This window comes from Paenibacillus sp. FSL P4-0176 (genome assembly GCF_037975265.1).
Taxonomy (GTDB): Bacteria; Bacillota; Bacilli; order Paenibacillales; family Paenibacillaceae; genus Paenibacillus; species Paenibacillus amylolyticus.
The window spans coordinates 5,675,288-5,693,769 of record NZ_CP150242.1 but is presented as its reverse complement, the minus strand read 5'-3'; the positions used below and the strand labels follow the sequence as shown (position 1 = coordinate 5,693,769).

Below are 18,482 nucleotides of genomic sequence, written 5' to 3'. Positions count from 1 at the left end.
ATCATTTGCCTGAGCGGCGCTTGAACCATGAACCAATTAAAGGAGCACGGGACAGATCATGAAAGTCAATCATTTTGGTCCAGCCCATGACGATGAAATACACGATAAGCCCGACAAAAGGAGCGAGAAGCATCCTCACCCAAAAAGGCAATATCATGGCAGTCTCTTCGTATACGAGTAGGGTTGCTGCTCCCATAATAAACATTCCTGCACCCGTCTTGACCCAATCCATCATTTTGAAGCGGAACTGTAGCAGACTGCGTACGCTTTGGGCATGTAACAGGGTAACTACCGTAGAATTCGCACAGATGGCGATGACTGCACCGAAGATGCCATATTCAGGCCGGGAAGCAAGCGTTAAAATCAACGTAATTTTGATAACAGCACCGATAAACGTATTTAGCAATGCTTTACCCGGACGGTCAAGAGCTTGTAATGCAGCTTGAAGAGGAGCTTGAATATAAATGAACAAAGCAAAAGGAGCCATTAGCTTCAGCATGCTTCCGATCGATGCATCATTATACAGAACAAGACACATCGGTTCGGCAAGCACATACATAAACACGGAAAACGGAGCACCTGTCACAAGTGCCAAGCGTAATGCCTGATGCATTCTTTTGTGAATCAGTGCGCGATCTCCCTGAGCAGAAGCTTCGGACAGTGAAGGCACAAGTGATGTCGCGAGCGATGAGGTTAGTGCCCCCGGCAGCAGCAGCAAAGGAATAATCATACCTTGTAATGCACCATATTGTGCTGTAGCGAGCCCTTTGGATATGCCTGCCAGAGCCAGACTCTGGGCAGTAACGATGGTTTCGGCCAAATAGGATAAGGAGCCAACCAATCGGCCTGCTGTAACAGGAATAGAGATTGCAAGCAAACGCCGGATTAATCCGGGCTGTGGAGTACCCGCCTCTTTCAGAACTGAAGGTATTGGGTTTAAAGGTATGGCTGAAGGTTTGGTTGTGAGATTGGACATGTTCTGTTGCATAGCGAGCGGTAACTCTTTCTTCTGCCTGTTATACTTCCACAAGAGTACAAGCATACCGCCGAATTCTCCAACGAGCGCTCCCAGCATGGCACCAGCAGCAGCTTGGGCAATACCGTGGGGGAGGAGAAGCCAGGCAAACCAAATGACACAGACGATACGAATGATGGTTTCAACAATGGATGAAATGGCAGTAGGCATCATGTTTTGCTTACCTTGGAAATACCCTCTGTAGACAGCAGATACGGCGATAATGGCAATCATGGGGCTCATACTAACGAACGTATGGTATACCCGCTCATCTGTGAGCACGTACTTGGTAACCCAGGGTGCAAATAGGATGCATAAAAACATGAATACTACACCCAAGGTCAACGTAAAGCTTAAGCTTACTTGCAGGATTCGCTGGGGGGAATAACGATTGGCACCGGTATCAGCTTCGGCTACGAGCTTGGCTACGGCGAGCGGAATACCACCCGTAATTAATGTCACCAGTACGATAAAAAAGGGATAGCTCAATTGGTAGATGCCAACACCTTCTGCACCAATGACTCGTGGCAGCGCAATGCGCGGGATGAAACCAAGTATTCGATTAATTATGCCTGCCGCGAGCAGGATCATGGCCCCCTGAATAAATGTCTGTTTCTTCAAGACTACCCCTCTTTCCCGGTTGAAAGTACAGGCTATCAACATAAACGGGACAAAGCCGTTGTTCTTCATCCTATGCCAGTCCTTTATCTTCTCATGACAACTTGGACACGATTAACAAAAAGAACCATATTCAGCAAGAAGGAATATGATCAGGCGAAGTCGAATCATGTAATATTGATGCCGCATAAAGGCTTGGATGTACGAAGGGAGGCTCCCCGTTGGAAGAAATGAATGATGTGGAGTTGGAACAGTCAATAGAGATGCTCTGCCGTAGCAAAGCGGAAGAATTAAGGCTTGTCGGTTACGAATATGTCACCAGCAAAGATGTCTGGAATTGCGTCAGTCATAAATATGAAAAACAGGGCATTCCACCGCTTCACCAGCTGGTGAACGACATTTTGTCACTGAAAGCAACAAGCTTTATGAACTTTATGACCGTGTCTGCATACCGGGGGTCCTCTTTCTAGACGAAAGGGATCTTTTTTGTTGAAAATTGACTGCTTTTTACGGCATCGCTATAATAGGAATATTGAGAACGAAAGGGGATCTAGGAACGGCATGAAAAGAATTATCAGTTTCATTCTGGTCGTGCTTGTCACCACAGGGGTAATGGTGGGAACAAGCCCGGAACTGCTCAAAAATATACGCTTGGGCCTTGATTTAAAGGGAGGCTACGAGATCTTATATGAAGCAGAGCCGCTCGAAGCAGGTCAACAAGTCACCAAAGCATCTTTGGTGCAAACGGCCAAAAGTCTTGAAAGCCGCGCCAATGCGCTCGGAACAAGCGAACCGGAGGTAACCACTGAAGGAAGCAACCGGATTCGATTGAAGTTGGCAGGGGTTACGGATGAGGCTGAAGTTAGAGCCAAAATGAAAGAACCGGCTGTTTTGACCTTCCGTAGTAAAGCTGAGAACGACAAGGAAGGCGAATACACCAAAATTGAGCTTCGCGGAAATGAATTTGTTGAGAATGCAGCCAAAGTTGTGTTCACTCAATTGAATGAGCCGATGATTGACATTCAAGTGAAAGACAAAGCCAAATTTTCCGAGATTACCAAACGTTTGATCGGACAACCTCTCGCGATTTATTTGGACGATGAGCTGTTATCTGCTCCAACCGTTAGACAACAGTTGACAGATGGTTCCGCTCAGATTTCGGGTGCTTACACACGTGACGAAGCAAACCAGCTTCGTGACACCATTAACCTGGGTGCATTGCCACTAAAACTTACAGAGAAGTATTCACAAAGTGTTGGTGCAACACTTGGTAAGCTTTCTTTGGATCAGACCATTAAAGCGGGATTGATTGGTTCCGTTATTATTCTAGTGTTCATGATTGGGCTTTATCGCATTCCTGGTATTATTGCGAGTTTTGCCTTGATCACACATACGTGGCTGGTACTTGCAATCTTCTATATGGGAGAATTCGTACTTACCCTTCCAGGTATTGCGGCGTTTATCCTGGGTATAGGGATGGCGGTCGATGCCAATATCATCACGTACGAACGGATTAAGGAAGAGATGCGAAGTGGTAAGTCGATTTTGTCATCGGTTAAAGCGGGGAGCAAACATTCCTTCCGTACAATCATTGACTCCAATGTCACTACCATTATTGCGGCCGCTGTTATGTTCTTCCTGGGTACAGGTGCGGTTAAAGGTTTTGCACTCGTGCTGATCTTTGATATTGTCACCAGTATCATCACGAATATTTTCTTCTCCCGCTTCCTGTTGACCCTGCTCGTACGGGCTAACGTGTTGAAGAAGCCTAAGTACTTCGGAGTGAAGGAGAGTGAAATTCGTGCGCTTTAATTGGAATTATGATTATGTTAAAGGTAGTAAGATTGCCTATATCTTCTCGATTATTCTGACGATTACGGGGATCATCAGCATTCTGGCTTTGGGTTTGAATTATGCCGTTGATTTCCGTGCTGGATCGAATGTGGATATCTCGGTATCCAAAGCAATCACAGCGGAGCAGATTAAACCTATCGTTAAGGACATCGGTGTTGATGAGGGTGATGTTACCATTACACCGGGGGCTGACCGTGTAAATGTTCGTTTCTCCAATGAACTGGATGAGACCCAAGAGAGCAAATTTAAACAGGAATTTAGCAAACTGGATGCATCGGCTTCCTATGAAGTAAATACCGTTGATCCAGAGATGGCCAAAGAATTGGAGCGCAACGCGATCTACGCGGTACTCATTGCAAGTATCGGGATCATGATCTATGTTGCGATCCGGTTTGAGTGGCGCTTTGGTTTGGCTGCGGTTATCGCACTCTTCCATGACGCATTTGTCGTAATAAGTGTGTTCTCCATCTTCCGTTTGGAAGTCGATCTGACCTTTATTACTGCAGTATTGACTATTGTCGGGTTCTCGATCAACGATACGATCGTTATCTTTGACCGGATTCGTGAGAATCTGCGTTTTGCCAAAAAGACAACCAAAGCCGACTTGCGTGAGGTAGTCAATCGCAGTTTGGCTCAAACGATGACACGTTCCCTGAATACAACATTCACCGTGTTTGCAGCTTCAATCTGTTTGTTCATATTTGGTGGAGAATCCATTCGCATGTTCTCGCTTGCGATGGTTATCGGAACACTGTTTGGTGCATATTCTTCAATCTATATCGCCGCTCCACTATGGCTGATGCTCAAAGGTAAACAAGTGGATAAGCCAAAAACAGTAGCTAAAGAATCTAACTAAACATCTTATTGTGAAGCCGCGTCTGCCAGGCGCGGTTTTGCAACTTTATGTACAGAATTAAGGGGGAATATTCATGACCAGAGAACATATCCCATCTGTTCAGGCTGCCACATGGAGCGGTATTGCCGGTAATATGGGACTTGCGGTGATCAAAGCGGGAGTCGGTTATATGGCAAACAGCAAATCATTGCTCGCTGACGGCTTGTATTCTGCTACTGAAGCTGGTTCTGCCCTGGCTGGTCTCTTTCCCTCCAAGTCTGTACGCGATAAGAGCAAGGCTCGCAGGGGACGGTATAAAGAACATTCAAGTGTTGCTAGACCCGGAATCTCAGTATTGTTATCTGTGCTGATTCTAATGGGTGGATTACAGCTTGCGATCTCCGCATTGGGTAGTCTCTCCGGAAGTGAACCGGAAGCACCCGGCAAGTCGGTACTTTTGGTGGCTGTTGCAGCTTTGGCTGTGAAAGAAGCGATTTTTCAATTTCAGTACAGATATTTCCGTAAACGAAACCAGTCTCAGGCGCTGGCCTATGCACAGCAACATCGCCGTGCACTCTATTGTTCGCTCACCGTGTTAATCGGCATTATAGGATCGATGGCTGGTGAAGAGACGGGTTTGAGCATGCTGCTCTACCTGGACCCCACGGCTGCGTTGATTGCTTCCTGTTTTGTGCTTCACAAGGGTTACCGAATGATTGTGGACACAGTCTATGGTTCACTCGTTCAGGAGCTGGAGCAGGAAGAAGCGTCCGATTTTAAAGAGACCGTACAGCGGGTATATGGCATCATTACCATTGAGCATTTGGTTGCACGTGAACAGGAACATGACGTTACGATTGAGCTGGTCATTAGTGTGAATCCGAGGATCTCGATACTGGAAGCACAGGAGATTGCAAATCGTGCCAAGACATTACTGCTCACCCGTTTCAGTCATGTGAAAGAAGTACAGATTCAAGCGATACCTTATGATCCAGGTTATCCCTATAAATCCAATCATGAACTGCCCGATCACGAAGCGACATTAATTCAGTAGTGAAGCGTGGGTCCAGTAGATCAGGAAAGGAGCGTTATCATTGCTTTATTCGCAATACCGGTGGAATACACCGAATATCGATTTGGAGGCGGCTGCGGGACTCTCGCAGGCGCTTTCCGTTTCACCCCTTGTTGGACGTTTGCTTGTGAGTCGAGGAGTGCACAATGAGAAGGAGGCCGAACGTTTTTTGCATCCTGACCTGAATCAGATGCATGATCCCTATCTGCTCCTCGGCATGAATGAAGCTGTGCCACGTATCAAGCTGGCATTGGAGCGGGAAGAACATATTTTGATCTACGGGGATTATGACGCTGATGGCGTATCCAGCACATCGCTCATGATCCATTTGATGCGTCATCTTGGGGCTTCGTACGATATATATATCCCTCATCGCTCGAATGAAGGGTATGGATTGCACAACCATGCGTTGGATTGGGCGCATCAGCAAGGCGTTTCATTGATTATTACCGTGGACACCGGAATCAGTGCTGTTGAACAGATTGCCTATGCGGCCACGCTGGGCATCGAAGTCATTGTGACAGATCACCATGAGCCGCCTGAAATTTTGCCCGAAGCCTTTACACTTATTAATCCAAAACTTCCGGGATGCCCGTATCCTTTTAAAGGTTTGGCAGGAGCGGGAGTAGCCTTGAAGCTCGCTCAGGCATTAATCGGGGAAGTGCCCGGTGAATGGATGGAGATTGCGGCCATCGGCACCGTTGCCGATCTGATGCCTTTGGAAGGGGAGAACCGGGTTATTGTCAGTTATGGAATAGAATCGATGCGTGGTTCACGTCTTCCTGGTGTAAGTGCATTGCTGGAAATCAGTGGTGTGGATCAGAGTCAGGTGACTTCCATTAATATTGCCTTTGCCATGGCACCTCGTATTAATGCCAGTGGACGTTTGGATCATGCCGGGAGAGCGGTATCGCTTCTCACCACCGAGAATCTGGATGAAGCTCATACGCTTGCGGGCCAGCTTGATCTATTGAATCGGGAGCGGCAGCAAGTCGTAGAGGGCATATTACAAGAAGCAACTGCACAGTTGGAACAAAAGATACAGCTTCGTTCAGGATCCGTTCCAGATGTAATCGTATTGGCTGGTGAGGGCTGGAACGTTGGAGTGGTTGGTATTGTGGCTTCCAAATTGCTGGAGCGTTATTACCGACCTACACTTATCCTTGGGATCGATCCAGAGAGCGGTGTCTGCAAGGGCTCTGCGCGCTCCATTGAGGGCTTGGATATCTATCAGGCACTCACAGTCAATAAACACACTATGGACCATTACGGGGGACACCCTGCAGCAGCAGGTATGACCTTGCATCGGGATCAGCTGGAGGAACTTGAGGCTGGTTTGAATGAGTTTGCTGCATCTGTATTAACTGAAGAGGACTTTGTACCTCAACGTCTTGCGGATGATGAATGCAGAATCAGTGATGTTCCGCTGAAAGTGATCCAGGAGATCGACAGATTGCAGCCTTTTGGAATGAGCAATCCTTCGCCACGGTTTGTATTGAGAAGTGTAACTGTGAAGGAAACCAGAACAATGGGACGAGAGAAACGCCATCTGAAACTGGTTCTGGAACAGGATGGTCAGCAACTGGAAACCGTCGCTTTTGGCAAGGGAGCGTTAGCAGATTTTCTTCTCCCAGGTTCCGTTATTGATGTGATGGGAGAACTGTCCATCAATGAATGGAATGGGATGAGAAAACCTCAATTGATGCTTCAGGACATTCATGTTCCTCAGGTCCAAGTGTTTGATTTGCGCGGTAATGCCGAGCCATTAAATGCGATGAAACATTTCTTGAGCTCACTTGAGGTGCATCTGCGATATAAATCTGGTTCTGTTGGTGCTATTGTTCGGAAAGAAACAGATGTTTCCGAGGGAAATTCATTGTATGAACCTTGCCTTTGGGTATATGATAGAAAGGTCGGGTTATTTCCGTGTAATGCTGCTGCACAGCATTATGGACAGGAACAAGTCCGGACGTTATTTGTGTTTGATACGCCGGAAACCCCGGAACAACTTAATGCCATGCTGGCTTTGTTCAGTGGAGCTGAGAATATCATCCTTCTGCACGGATCAGGCAACCGCCGAGATCGCCTTCAGATGCCTTCCAGAGAACTCTTTAAGCGTATTTATATGCAGGTGTTGAAATGGAAAGCTGAACCCGTGGAGGAACAAGAGATTACTCCTGTGCTCAGTCGTCAGTGTGGTTGTTCGCCGCGCATGATTACGATGATGTTGGATGTATTCGAAGAGTTATCCTTCATTACCCGTGATAACGGCAAAATTGCGTTTGTGGATAACCCGCCTAAGCGTGAACTAACCGCTTCACGTCACTATCAGGCGCTCGAAAATATGGCCGAGATAGAACAGGTGATGCTGGATGCAGCCACACCGCAACTGACACAATGGATGATATCCCGGATGAAGGGCGTATCTTAGATGGAAGTTTGTGTATTTATTTTAGGAGGAGATTATTTTGGATTTTAAAGATTATATTCGTGTCATTCCTGACTTTCCACAACCGGGAATCAGCTTTAAGGACATTACAACATTGTTGAAGGATGGAGAAATGTACCGCAATGCGATCAATGAACTGAAAGTGATGGTTTCTGATCTCAAAATTGACGTTATTGCTGGACCTGAAGCACGTGGTTTCGTTGTGGGCGCCCCTCTGGCATACGCTCTTGGTGTCGGTTTTGCTCCGATTCGCAAAAGTGGAAAACTGCCTGGAGAGACGATTGAAGTTGGTTATGATCTCGAGTATGGCAAGGATACACTCGCGATGCACACAGATGCGATTGAAAAAGGTCAAAATGTCCTGATCGCTGATGATCTGCTCGCAACGGGTGGAACGATTGCAACTTCCATCAACTTGATTGAACAATTGGGGGGTAAAGTTGTCGGAGCTGCCTTCCTGATTGAGCTGTCTGATCTGAATGGTCGTGCTAAATTGCCAGAAATCGATGTATTCACATTGATGAATTATTAAGCTGAAAGCTCCACATGTACCGCTGTGACGAAACATGAATTGTTTTTTCCGTTTCCCGGGAAATAATATACAGCATTAATGATTATCAAAAAGCCTGTTCTTCCAACTGTAAGGTTAGGGAGAACAGGCTTTTTGATGTGTATACGATGGAAATTAATCGGGCGTTTTTTCAGTGATAGGCTGTTTACGCGAATCGTCATTCAACCAACCTAGCACTTCAAACAGTTTGAACAACAAGCTCATCAGGATTCCGACGATGGTTGCCAATGCCATCCCTTTCAGATGAACGCCATAGAAGGTAACTTCTGTACCACTCAGTCCAATGACCAATACAAGTGTAGTAAGCAGCAGATTGGTCGGTTTGGCAAAATCGACTTTCTGTTCAACCAGAATACGCAGACCAGATGCTGCAATAACCCCGAACAGAAGCAGGGATACGCCACCCATAACTGGCACAGGAATATTGGCTACAAGCGCCGAGAATGTTCCTGAGAAGGAGAGTACGATTGCAATGACTGCTGCGCCACCAATGACATATGTGGAGTATACGCGAGTCAGGGCCATTACACCGATGTTCTCACCATAGGTTGTATTGGGAGTTGATCCCACAAAACCGGACAGAATGGTGGAGACCCCATTACCAAGCAGGGAACGATGAAGCCCAGGGTCTTTCGAAAGATCTTTGCCTACAATGCTGCTCGTTACAAGCAAATGTCCAATATGTTCAACGATAACCACAAGCGCTACAGGTAAAATGGTGAAAATAACGGACCAGTCAAATGTAGGCGTTGTTACGGTTGGTAGTGAGATGAAATCAGCATTTCCAATAGCCTGTTTATCAACCAGACCCATAGAATAGCCGAGGATATAACCGACTACAATACCGATTAGAATATGAATGATTTTGGGGAATCCACGGAACGTTACGGCCCCAATGACAGTGATACCAAGCGTGGCCATGGATAAAATAATGGGTTTGGCCTGCGGCACCCAGTTCGGGTTGGCAACAGGATCAGAGTTAATCAGACCTGCCATACCGGCAGCCACGGGTACAAGCTCCAGTCCGATCAGAGCAACGATGGCGCCCATAACCGCTGGTGGGAAGACTACGTTAATCCATCCGGTACCCGCAAATTTAATAATGAGGGCCACGAAACAGAAAACAAGTCCTGTTATGATAAAAGCTCCAAGTGCCATGGAGTAGCCATTCTCAGGATGTTGTTTTAATACCATTGTGACAGGAGCAATAAAGGCAAAACTGGACCCGAGATATGCAGGAATCTTTCCTTTACACATCAGTATGTACAACAGTGTTCCAATTCCGTTCATCAGCAGGATCATACTTGGATCAACACCAAACAGGTTTGGTACAAGCACCGTGCTGCCAAACATGGCGAACAAATGCTGAAGGCTAAGCAGTGAACCTGAGCCAAGTGGCATCTTTTGATTAACCTGAATTTCGCGTTGCAATGAATTTCATCTCCTTTTCCGAAACACAAACTTTCAATAGATTACAGAGTTTCTCTTAATTAATCAATAACATTTTTGACGTAACAGAGCGATAGAATTAATATTTTCATGAATTTTCCTTCTATTTCAGCAAATAACGGCAATAATACATAAGAAATAAGAAATACATCCAATCCCCTGTGAGTCATAGGGAAACGAGATAGAAGTAATTCAGATCACCAATATAAAAATTGGATAAGCGCTCTTATTCGTCAGCAGTTGACGGGAAACGGGCGAAGCGTCATAATTATAGGAAATTACTTTTACGGGGAACCTGTGTTGCAGCACTGTCACGGGTTCCATTTGGTATAGAAAGGACACGGAACAGATCAGAATGGGCATAGAGCAATTACTCGAGAAGGCCGGGGCATATATCAAAGAACCCGATTTGGTGCGCATACGAGAAGCTTACGAATTTGCTGATCAGGCCCACCATGGACAGACGCGAAAATCGGGAGAACCGTATATTCTGCATCCGCTTGCGGTTGCCGACATTGTTGTGAACATGCAGATGGACACCATCTCCATAATAGCAGCGCTTCTTCATGATGTAGTAGAGGATACTACGGTCTCACTTGAAGAGATCCGCAATCATTTCGGCAATACGTGTGCCATGCTTGTTGACGGCTTGACGAAGCTGGAACGTATTCAGTTTCGCTCCAAGGAAGAACAGCAGAACGAGAACTACCGCAAAATGTTCATCGCCATGGCGCAGGACATCCGTGTCATCGTGATTAAATTGGCTGACCGTCTGCATAATATGCGGACACTCAAGTTTCAGTCGGAAGAAAGCCAGCGCCGGATTTCATATGAGACGCTGGAAATTTTCTGTCCGATTGCAAACCGTTTGGGTATCTCTGCAATCAAATGGGAAATGGAGGACATCGCCCTCCGTTATTTGAATCCGCAACAGTATTACCGAATTGCTAACCTAATGCACAAAAAACGTGCGGAACGGGAGCAATATATTGATACGGTTATGGATGGAATTACGAACAAGCTCGATGAGATGGGAATTCAGGCAGACCTCTCGGGCCGCCCGAAACATATCTACAGCGTGTTCAAGAAAATGACCACCAAAAACAAGCAGTTTAACGAAATTTATGATCTGCTTGCCATTCGTATTATTGTGGATAATATCAAGGATTGTTATGCTACCTTGGGAATTATACACACGCTATGGAAACCGATGCCTGGACGCTTCAAAGACTACATTGCGATGCCAAAGGCGAATATGTATCAATCGCTGCATACAACGGTAGTTGGTCCCAATGGCGAACCAACGGAAGTACAGATCCGGACATGGGATATGCACCGGACTGCTGAATTTGGTATTGCTGCCCACTGGGCCTACAAAGAAGGCGCTGCGAACGGAAATCATTTTGAAGACAAGATTACGTTCTTCCGTGAAATACTTGAACTTCAAAACGAAGCACAGGATGCATCAGAATTCGTAGAGTCACTCAAAATGGATTTCTTCTCGGATCTGGTATTTGTATTTACGCCAAAAGGAGAAGTCATCGAATTGCCGATCGGCTCTGTTCCTTTGGATTTTGCTTATCGAATCCATACGGAGGTGGGTAATCGGACCATTGGTGCCAAAGTAAACGGTCGGATTGTTCCGCTCGATTATCATCTGAAGACAGGTGATATAATCGAAATTTTGACGTCCAAACATTCTTACGGACCGAGCCAGGACTGGATGAAAATTGCGAAATCTTCTCATGCACGAGCGAAGATCAAGCAATGGTTCAAGAAGGAACGCCGTGAAGAAAACGTTGAAAAAGGTCGGGAGAGCTGTGAGCGCGAACTGAAGCGTATGGGGCTTGACCCTTCTGCGTGGATGACGGATGACAAGTTGATGGAAGCTGCCAAAAAATATGCGTTTAACGATATTGATGACATGCTTGCGGCTGTTGGATTCGGTGGGATTACTGCTGCACAGATTGTAACCAAAGCAACCGAAAAACTGCGTAAAGAGCAGGAAGAGTCCAGTTTGCTGGAATTAAATTCCGAGATGCGCGAGCTGAAACCTGCGCCTGAGCGCAGAAATCGTCCAACCAACGGTATTCGTGTTAAAGGCATCGATAATCTGCTTGTTCGATTCGCACGTTGCTGTAATCCTGTACCTGGGGATGACATTATCGGATACGTTACACGTGGACGCGGCGTTTCCGTACACCGTAGTGACTGTCCGAATATCCCGACAAGTGCAGACGGTGAGGAAGCAGCACGTGTTATTGAGGTCGAGTGGGAAGAGAATATCGAAGCAAGTTACAGTGTGGATATTGAGATTACAGGCCATGATCGGAATGGCTTGCTCAACGAGGTACTTCAGGCTGTATCTGAAAGTAAAACCAATATATCTGCCGTTACAGGACGGACAGATAAAAATAAATTAGCATTGGTGCACGTCACAATTCTGATTCGTAATACGGATCATCTGCAATCCGTTGTAGAACGGATCAAACGTGTGAAAGATGTCTATTCGGTGCATCGGATTATGCAGTAAGGAGCCTGTAAGATGAGGGTGCTTGTACAACGTTGTAAAGAGGCTCAGGTGACTGTGGGAGACGAGCTGACAGGTAAGATCGAATCCGGATTAATGCTACTCGTGGGCATTACCCATGAGGATACCGCGAAGGATGCCCAGTATCTGGCTGACAAAGTTAGTGGGTTGCGGATATTTGAGGATGATCAGGAGAAGATGAATCTCAGTCTGCTTGATGTAGGCAGTGCTGTATTGTCTGTTTCCCAGTTCACCCTATACGGAGATTGTCGCAAAGGAAAGCGTCCGAGCTTTGCGGCTGCGGCCCGACCTGAAGCGGCAGAACTGTTATATGAAACGTTTAATCAACTGCTACGGGATAAAGGTATCCAGGTTGAAACCGGGCGTTTCGGAGCGATGATGGATGTAACATTTACCAACTGGGGACCCGTGACTTTGATGCTTGAAAGTCCGGTTCGTCAGGAACCACGTGCATAATTCCATGGGGTTCAGGCCATAATAAGGGATAATTCGTTGATGACCATTTCATGATCAAAGGAGTATCCATCCAATTATGCGCCAATCTGCGAAAGAAACACGTACCAGTTCAGAACCTTTGTTACTCCCTGGCAACCTGTATGAATCATTGCACCTTGCCCGTTCGGCTGCTGAGTATGTTGCAACGATCTGGGCACTTCAGGATTCGGACAAAGGGAAGCAGAGTCATCTTCCGCGATCTTGAATGTCTACACAGGGATATAAACATCCGATATTTGGATTATACAGATTTTGAAAAAGTCCTGATTCCTTCCCGAATCAGGACTTTTTGTCGTGAGTTGATCTTTTTAACTATTCGTTTGAAGACTTCGTTACAAAATGAAATTACATTGAATTGTTATAAATTGCTCTGGTGAGGGTAATAACAAAACGAGGCACAACGAAGTGCCAATGTACTGCAAGACCCGATTTTATAAAGAAAGTTCGAACACGGAAAGGAGAACATACGTTATGAGTAAAGTTGCTTTTTTATTGGCGAATGACTTTGAAGATTCGGAGATGCAGGTCCCGTATGACGAAGTAAAAAAAGCTGGACATGAAGTGGAGATTATCGGATTAAAAGCCGGTGAGACCCTTAAAGGTAAAGGAGGAAAGGCCTCCTATACCACAGATAAGGCGATTGGTGATGCTTCCGCTTCAGATTATGATGCAGTCGTGATTCCTGGTGGATCATCCCCTGAGAATTTGCGAAGTGATGCGCATATCTTGAAGTTTGTCACCGAGATCAACAGTGCGAAGAAACCAATTGCTGCGATCTGTCATGGTCCGCAAATTTTGGCTAGTGCCGGTCTGTTGAAAGGCCGTACCATTACATCCTATCCACCACTTAAGGATGATATGGTAAACGCAGGAGCAGAGTTCAAGGATCATGAGGCCGTTGTGGATGGAAACTATATTACATCCCGAACACCTGAAGATGAGCCAGCGTTTGTACGTGAACTGCTAAAAGTTATATAACTTCAGCTAGTGCAACTGACATATATTGATGTATCTTAACTACGTTACATCGTGGGGTTACGAAACTTCACGTTGCATTTCATTCCGAAAAAGGAGGGTTTGACATGACAAAACATATTCAGGCGTATTTTCGAACCGAGGACGAGGCAGAGGGAGCAAGAACTTCACTTCAGACTTTCCGTACAGAGCATTTGGAAGTAGGTCAACTGGACAGTGCGGTAGGTAGAGACACGCGTGTTATGGTGCCACTGGTGCCTTATAATACAGCAGGTGGCGTAGGCACCAACGGAGCAATGGGTGTAGGTGCAGCCCCTGGTGTTCCAGCTAGCGAAAATGTGATCCCTGTAGTAGCCAATGTGGACCGTGATGCAGAACGGGATACTCGTGACAGAGTGAATGAGGATGGAGACCTGCTGAATGCTGCAGATGTGTCTTCGGCCGATTATGATGATCTGCATTATGTTCTGTCTGCCAAAGTAAGGGATGAGGATTATGACGAGATTGTTCATAAGCTTCGTTCCAATCATGCCTATGTGGAAGATTTGAATTAACGTGTAGATACTTCTTGGCCCTTGCACTGCTCGACCACACAGTCGAGTGATGTGCAAGGGCTTTTTGATCATGAGGATATTAAAAAACTAATTTATAAAGCGCTATCATTTTTGTAATATTACTGTAATATTAGATACATAAGCCTTTAACATAGTGGGCTTATAATAACACACATGACCCCCTTTTTTTATATATCCTTTGAGCCTGCACACCGTGTGCAGGCTATTTTTTTTGAGCTGAGAATATGTATGTTTTGGGCAGAGCTTACCCCTTTATTCAATTTTTGCTAGAATAGAGAGATGGGTTTATATATTCTACAGCGAATTGTTTTCATAGTTGGGCTACATTGGACGGTAAATCTAGCTCCAGCGATTGGGTTCAGACGAATCCAATCCTATGACAGAGAGTATGAGGAACTCATCGCCAGAGTGATCCGTCATATTCCAGATGAACATATACTCGCTGAAACGGCCCCACCTTTTTTATATAAGTACGGGGCAACCGTTTCTGCTTGATCGATGGAATTTGAAAGTTATATAGAATGCCTCGTTTGAGAATTGACACCTACAATGCTAAAGCAACAGAGTTCTCATGCGAATGGCTAGAGACAGATTTAAGGGGGAATTAGTTTTGAGTAAGGTTGGAAGAAATGATTTATGCCCATGCGGTAGTGGGAAAAAATATAAGAAATGTTGTCTGTACAAGGAGTCCTCTGCAGTAGAATCCATACTGGGGATAATATCAACGGAGCAACCGGTTCGGGAAGCCTCCATGCAGCCTGAGAGCAAACTGACCTTGACCAAGCTGAAAAAGATGGTGGCAAGCGATTTGAAATGGGAGCACCCGGCTCACGAACAGCTGGCCCTGCAGACTATTGAGAACATGAGGAGCCAATACGAGCCCGAGGTAATTTTGGAAGCTCTGGTGTTATGGAACGGCTACTCCCGTCAGACCCGCCCTACTGTGAAGAAGACAGGCTCGTTCTCTGCTGCAATTGAGTATTTGCTGTCCGAGGAATACGGCTTCCATGTCTCAAAGGCTGAGCTGGCTGATAAATATGAGGTAACGACAGGCACGATCTCCCGGAAGGTTAAGGAGATGAATAGTTACATCGAAGAATACGGCATGGGCGGTGAAACGGACGAGCTATTGATGCTGAACGGTCCAGGCACATCGAAAGACAAAGCACAGGCTCTGCTGTCTAAGGCGAGGGAAACGAGCTCTTCCAAACGGAGAGTACATCTGGCGGAAACAGCCCTGGAGATGTATCCTGACAGCTCTGATGCATATCTTATTCTAGCTGAGGAATCGGACAATGAGAATGATGCACGATCTTACCTCAAGGAAGGAATCGCTGCTGGCAAACGTGAACTGGGCGAACTGTTCTTTGAGGAGAACAAAGGGGACTTCTGGGGGCTTCATGAGACTCGTCCCTATATCCGGATATGCAAAAGTTATGCGGAATCCTGCTGGTTTGGTGGAGATACCAAAGAAGCAGCACAGATTCTGGAGCATATGCTAGAGCTTAATACGGAAGACAATACCGGAGCACGTTACCTGCTCGTTGCTGTGTATTTGTACAGCAACCAATTGGATCAGGCAGAGCAATTGCTGGAGGAGTATGGAAGAGGTGACGCCGCAACGGCCTTTGCCTATGACAAGATCATTCTGGAGTATAAGAAAAACGGAATCACCTCCCAGCTCAAAATGCTGTACCGTGTGGCCCGGGGTGTGAACAAACATGTGCCTGATTACCTGTTGGGTTTGAAACGGCTGCCGCATAACCTCCCTGACTTTGTCGGCATGGGCGACTCCGACGAAGCGATTGAATATGTCATTATGCATTCCCGTTTATGGGCGAGCGCGCCGGATCTGTTGAAGTGGATGCTGCAACAATAGAGGAATAAGAAGCGAATAGAAGTTGGAATTCATATGATGAATCCAGCTTCTATTATCCGTGATTTCTGTCACTCCCCCATCCGGTGCAGCGTGTGAGTAAAATTTTTTAGAGCTATCTTTTCGTGTTAACCCTTGACTTTAGCACTGCGGTTCATTACAATCAGAAAAAGTAATGATGATAAAATAATACTATTTAAAAATATTACTGATTTGATGACGGGACCAAGTACTCCGTGCCCACATGACCAGAGAGGAATCCCAAGGCTGTAAGGATTCTCTTGATGAGCGGACGAATGACTTCCCCGAGAACAGACGGCGAACACAGCAGAGATGATCTGGTGACCAGTAGCTGGCCTGCGCAGGACGTGCGTTACACGTAGAGCGGAATATCTGCTTGATCAGGTTGCTCTGTGCAATCCTGAATCATCAGAGATCACCTGAACGGCTAAAGTGTCAGGTTTCCGGAATGTGGGTGGTACCACGGGTGAATGTATATTACACAATCTCTCGTCCCTTTGTTTGCTGTATATACAGCGACAGGGCGAGGGATTTTTTTGTTATATAAGTTGATTTAAAAGAAATACACGAAAACGGAGAGGGCAGAAAAAACCTGTAAAAGCGAAGCGTTCGCCTAAAAGATTTCTGAAAGAAAGCTGCATCGGAAGCATATGCTATCACCGGATTTCCACATTGTAAAATTAATTCAAAAAATCTGGGGATAACAGCGATTGTAAGGTTGTTCTGCCCGAGCAGTGATCACGTGTAGAGTTTTTTAACTTTTAGAGAAAAAAATCAATGCTGGAGGGATCAAGATGGCTTTTCAAAAACCGACTGGAACGCAGGACTTACTGCCTGGAGTTGTCGAGAAATGGCAGTACGTAGAAGAAAAAGCACGAGATCTGTGTCGACGGTTTAATTACCGTGAGATTCGTACACCGATCTTCGAACAGACTTCTTTATTTGTACGCGGTGTAGGAGAGACTACCGATATCGTTGAGAAAGAAATGTATACCTTTGATGACAAAGGCAATCGCAGCATGACTCTTCGTCCAGAGGGAACAGCAGGTGTTGTCCGTGCGTATGTAGAGAATAAAATCTACGGTGAACCGGATGTGAGCAAGCTCTATTACATCGGTCCGATGTTCCGGTATGAGCGTCCGCAGGCAGGTCGTCAGCGTCAGTTCCACCAGTTTGGTGTAGAAGCCATCGGTGCGCTGGACCCTGCGATTGATGCCGAAGTAATCGCACTAGGTTACCAGTTGTGCGTCGAGCTCGGCTTGAAGGATGTCAAAGTGGAGATCAACTCCGTTGGTAACTCAACCAGCCGTGCAGAATACCGCGAGACGTTACTTGGGTTCCTCAGACCGATGAAAGACAGCCTGTGTAAGGACTGTCAGTCCCGCATGGAGCGTAATCCGCTGCGTGTACTCGACTGTAAAGTCGATCAGGACAAATTCGTTGGGGCACCGTCCATACTGGATAGCCTGGATGAAGAGTCTTTGAATCACTTTGCCAAGCTGCAGGCATACCTGGATGATTTCGGAGTAGATTATGCTGTGAATAATCGTCTGGTACGGGGCTTGGATTATTACACACTGACTGCGTTTGAATTAAAAGCCCAAGGTATTGGAGCAATAGATACGGTTGGCGGCGGTGGTCGTTACAATGGTCTGGTTGGAGATATCGGCGGACCTGATCAGCCAGGCATCGGCTTCGGTATTGGTCTGGAGCGCATCCAACTGATTCTGGAGCACCAAAATATTGAGGTCACTACGCTGGCTCCACTGGATGTGTACTTTGTTGCTCTGGGAGAGGCAGCTGATCGTGAAGTGAACCGTCTGTTGTTCAAACTTCGTCAGTCTGGACTGTCTGGGGAACGTGATTATCTGGGCCGCAAGATGAAAGCACAGATGAAATCAGCTGACCGTTTCAAATCCCGCTACACTGCCATCCTTGGTGATGACGAGCTGGAGCGTGGTGAGATCGCCCTCAAGTCGATGGATACGGGTGAGCAACAAACCGTGAAGCTTGATGATCTGGTAGAGGCAATTCGCGAAGGTAAATAAGCATGAGGTGTTACATTAAATCTTAAACATTCAAGTAAAACAATTGATCCGGCAATAGTACTGAGGTTCACCGACGTT

Annotated in this window: 15 protein-coding genes; 13 read left to right on the top strand and 2 right to left on the bottom strand. The window is 46.2% G+C overall.

Annotated features, from left to right (window positions below; genetic code table 11):
- Position 1: 1 nt before the first annotated feature.
- Positions 2-1,636 carry a stage V sporulation protein B gene (gene spoVB / locus MKY95_RS26315; RefSeq protein ID WP_076320344.1) on the bottom strand — a complete coding sequence of 545 codons (1,635 nt, stop codon included), beginning with the start codon at positions 1,634-1,636 and terminating at the stop codon, positions 2-4.
- A 227-nt stretch (positions 1,637-1,863) separates the two neighbouring features.
- Between spoVB and MKY95_RS26310 the strand changes: the two genes are divergently transcribed.
- The 6 genes from MKY95_RS26310 (at position 1,864) to MKY95_RS26285 (ending at position 8,375) form a co-directional block, all read left to right on the top strand.
- Positions 1,864-2,103 (top strand): post-transcriptional regulator, encoded by a 240-nt coding sequence (locus tag MKY95_RS26310; RefSeq protein WP_036617497.1) that lies wholly within the window; start codon positions 1,864-1,866, stop codon positions 2,101-2,103.
- A gap of 91 nt (positions 2,104-2,194) precedes the next feature.
- Positions 2,195-3,445: a protein translocase subunit SecD gene (gene secD, locus MKY95_RS26305; RefSeq protein WP_076252966.1), complete on the top strand. Its 1,251-nt coding sequence runs from the start codon at positions 2,195-2,197 to the stop codon at positions 3,443-3,445.
- The gene (gene secF / locus MKY95_RS26300) at positions 3,435-4,343 is read left to right on the top strand and encodes a protein translocase subunit SecF (RefSeq protein WP_076320345.1); all 909 of its coding nucleotides are present in this window, start codon (positions 3,435-3,437) and stop codon (positions 4,341-4,343) included. Before secD ends, secF begins: the two co-directional genes overlap by 11 nt.
- A 73-nt stretch (positions 4,344-4,416) precedes the next feature.
- Positions 4,417-5,376 (top strand): cation diffusion facilitator family transporter, encoded by a 960-nt coding sequence (locus MKY95_RS26295; RefSeq protein WP_076320346.1) that lies wholly within the window; start codon positions 4,417-4,419, stop codon positions 5,374-5,376.
- Between the two features lie 40 nt (positions 5,377-5,416).
- Entirely contained in the window at positions 5,417-7,825 is a 2,409-nt protein-coding gene (gene recJ, locus MKY95_RS26290; protein WP_047844085.1) for a single-stranded-DNA-specific exonuclease RecJ, read from the top strand.
- Between the two features lie 37 nt (positions 7,826-7,862).
- On the top strand, positions 7,863-8,375 hold the full coding sequence (locus MKY95_RS26285) for an adenine phosphoribosyltransferase (RefSeq protein ID WP_017686780.1): 513 nt from the start codon (positions 7,863-7,865) through the stop codon (positions 8,373-8,375).
- A gap of 153 nt (positions 8,376-8,528) precedes the next feature.
- Here the strand turns inward: MKY95_RS26285 and uraA are convergent, their stop codons facing one another.
- On the bottom strand, positions 8,529-9,845 hold the full coding sequence (gene uraA, locus MKY95_RS26280) for a uracil permease (protein WP_076320347.1): 1,317 nt from the start codon (positions 9,843-9,845) through the stop codon (positions 8,529-8,531).
- Between the two features lie 373 nt (positions 9,846-10,218).
- Between uraA and MKY95_RS26275 the strand changes: the two genes are divergently transcribed.
- The 7 genes from MKY95_RS26275 (at position 10,219) to hisS (ending at position 18,404) form a co-directional block, all read left to right on the top strand.
- Complete coding sequence (locus MKY95_RS26275) at positions 10,219-12,396, top strand: bifunctional (p)ppGpp synthetase/guanosine-3',5'-bis(diphosphate) 3'-pyrophosphohydrolase (protein WP_036616894.1); 2,178 nt, start codon at positions 10,219-10,221, stop codon at positions 12,394-12,396.
- A 12-nt stretch (positions 12,397-12,408) separates the two neighbouring features.
- The gene (gene dtd, locus MKY95_RS26270; protein ID WP_076320348.1) at positions 12,409-12,870 is read left to right on the top strand and encodes a D-aminoacyl-tRNA deacylase; all 462 of its coding nucleotides are present in this window, start codon (positions 12,409-12,411) and stop codon (positions 12,868-12,870) included.
- 76 nt (positions 12,871-12,946) lie between these two features.
- Positions 12,947-13,114, top strand: a complete 168-nt coding sequence (locus tag MKY95_RS26265; protein ID WP_179086564.1) for a hypothetical protein — start codon at positions 12,947-12,949, stop codon at positions 13,112-13,114.
- A gap of 266 nt (positions 13,115-13,380) precedes the next feature.
- Complete coding sequence (locus MKY95_RS26260) at positions 13,381-13,887, top strand: type 1 glutamine amidotransferase domain-containing protein (RefSeq protein WP_036616900.1); 507 nt, start codon at positions 13,381-13,383, stop codon at positions 13,885-13,887.
- 104 nt (positions 13,888-13,991) lie between these two features.
- Positions 13,992-14,438, top strand: coding sequence for a hypothetical protein (locus MKY95_RS26255; protein ID WP_036616903.1), 447 nt, complete (start codon positions 13,992-13,994; stop codon positions 14,436-14,438).
- Between the two features lie 631 nt (positions 14,439-15,069).
- A complete protein-coding gene (locus tag MKY95_RS26250; RefSeq protein ID WP_076320349.1) occupies positions 15,070-16,338 on the top strand; it encodes a tetratricopeptide repeat protein in 1,269 nt (422 codons plus the stop codon).
- Between the two features lie 812 nt (positions 16,339-17,150).
- Positions 17,151-18,404, top strand: a complete 1,254-nt coding sequence (gene hisS / locus MKY95_RS26245) for a histidine--tRNA ligase (RefSeq protein WP_036616908.1) — start codon at positions 17,151-17,153, stop codon at positions 18,402-18,404.
- The last annotated feature ends 78 nt before the right edge of the window (positions 18,405-18,482 follow it).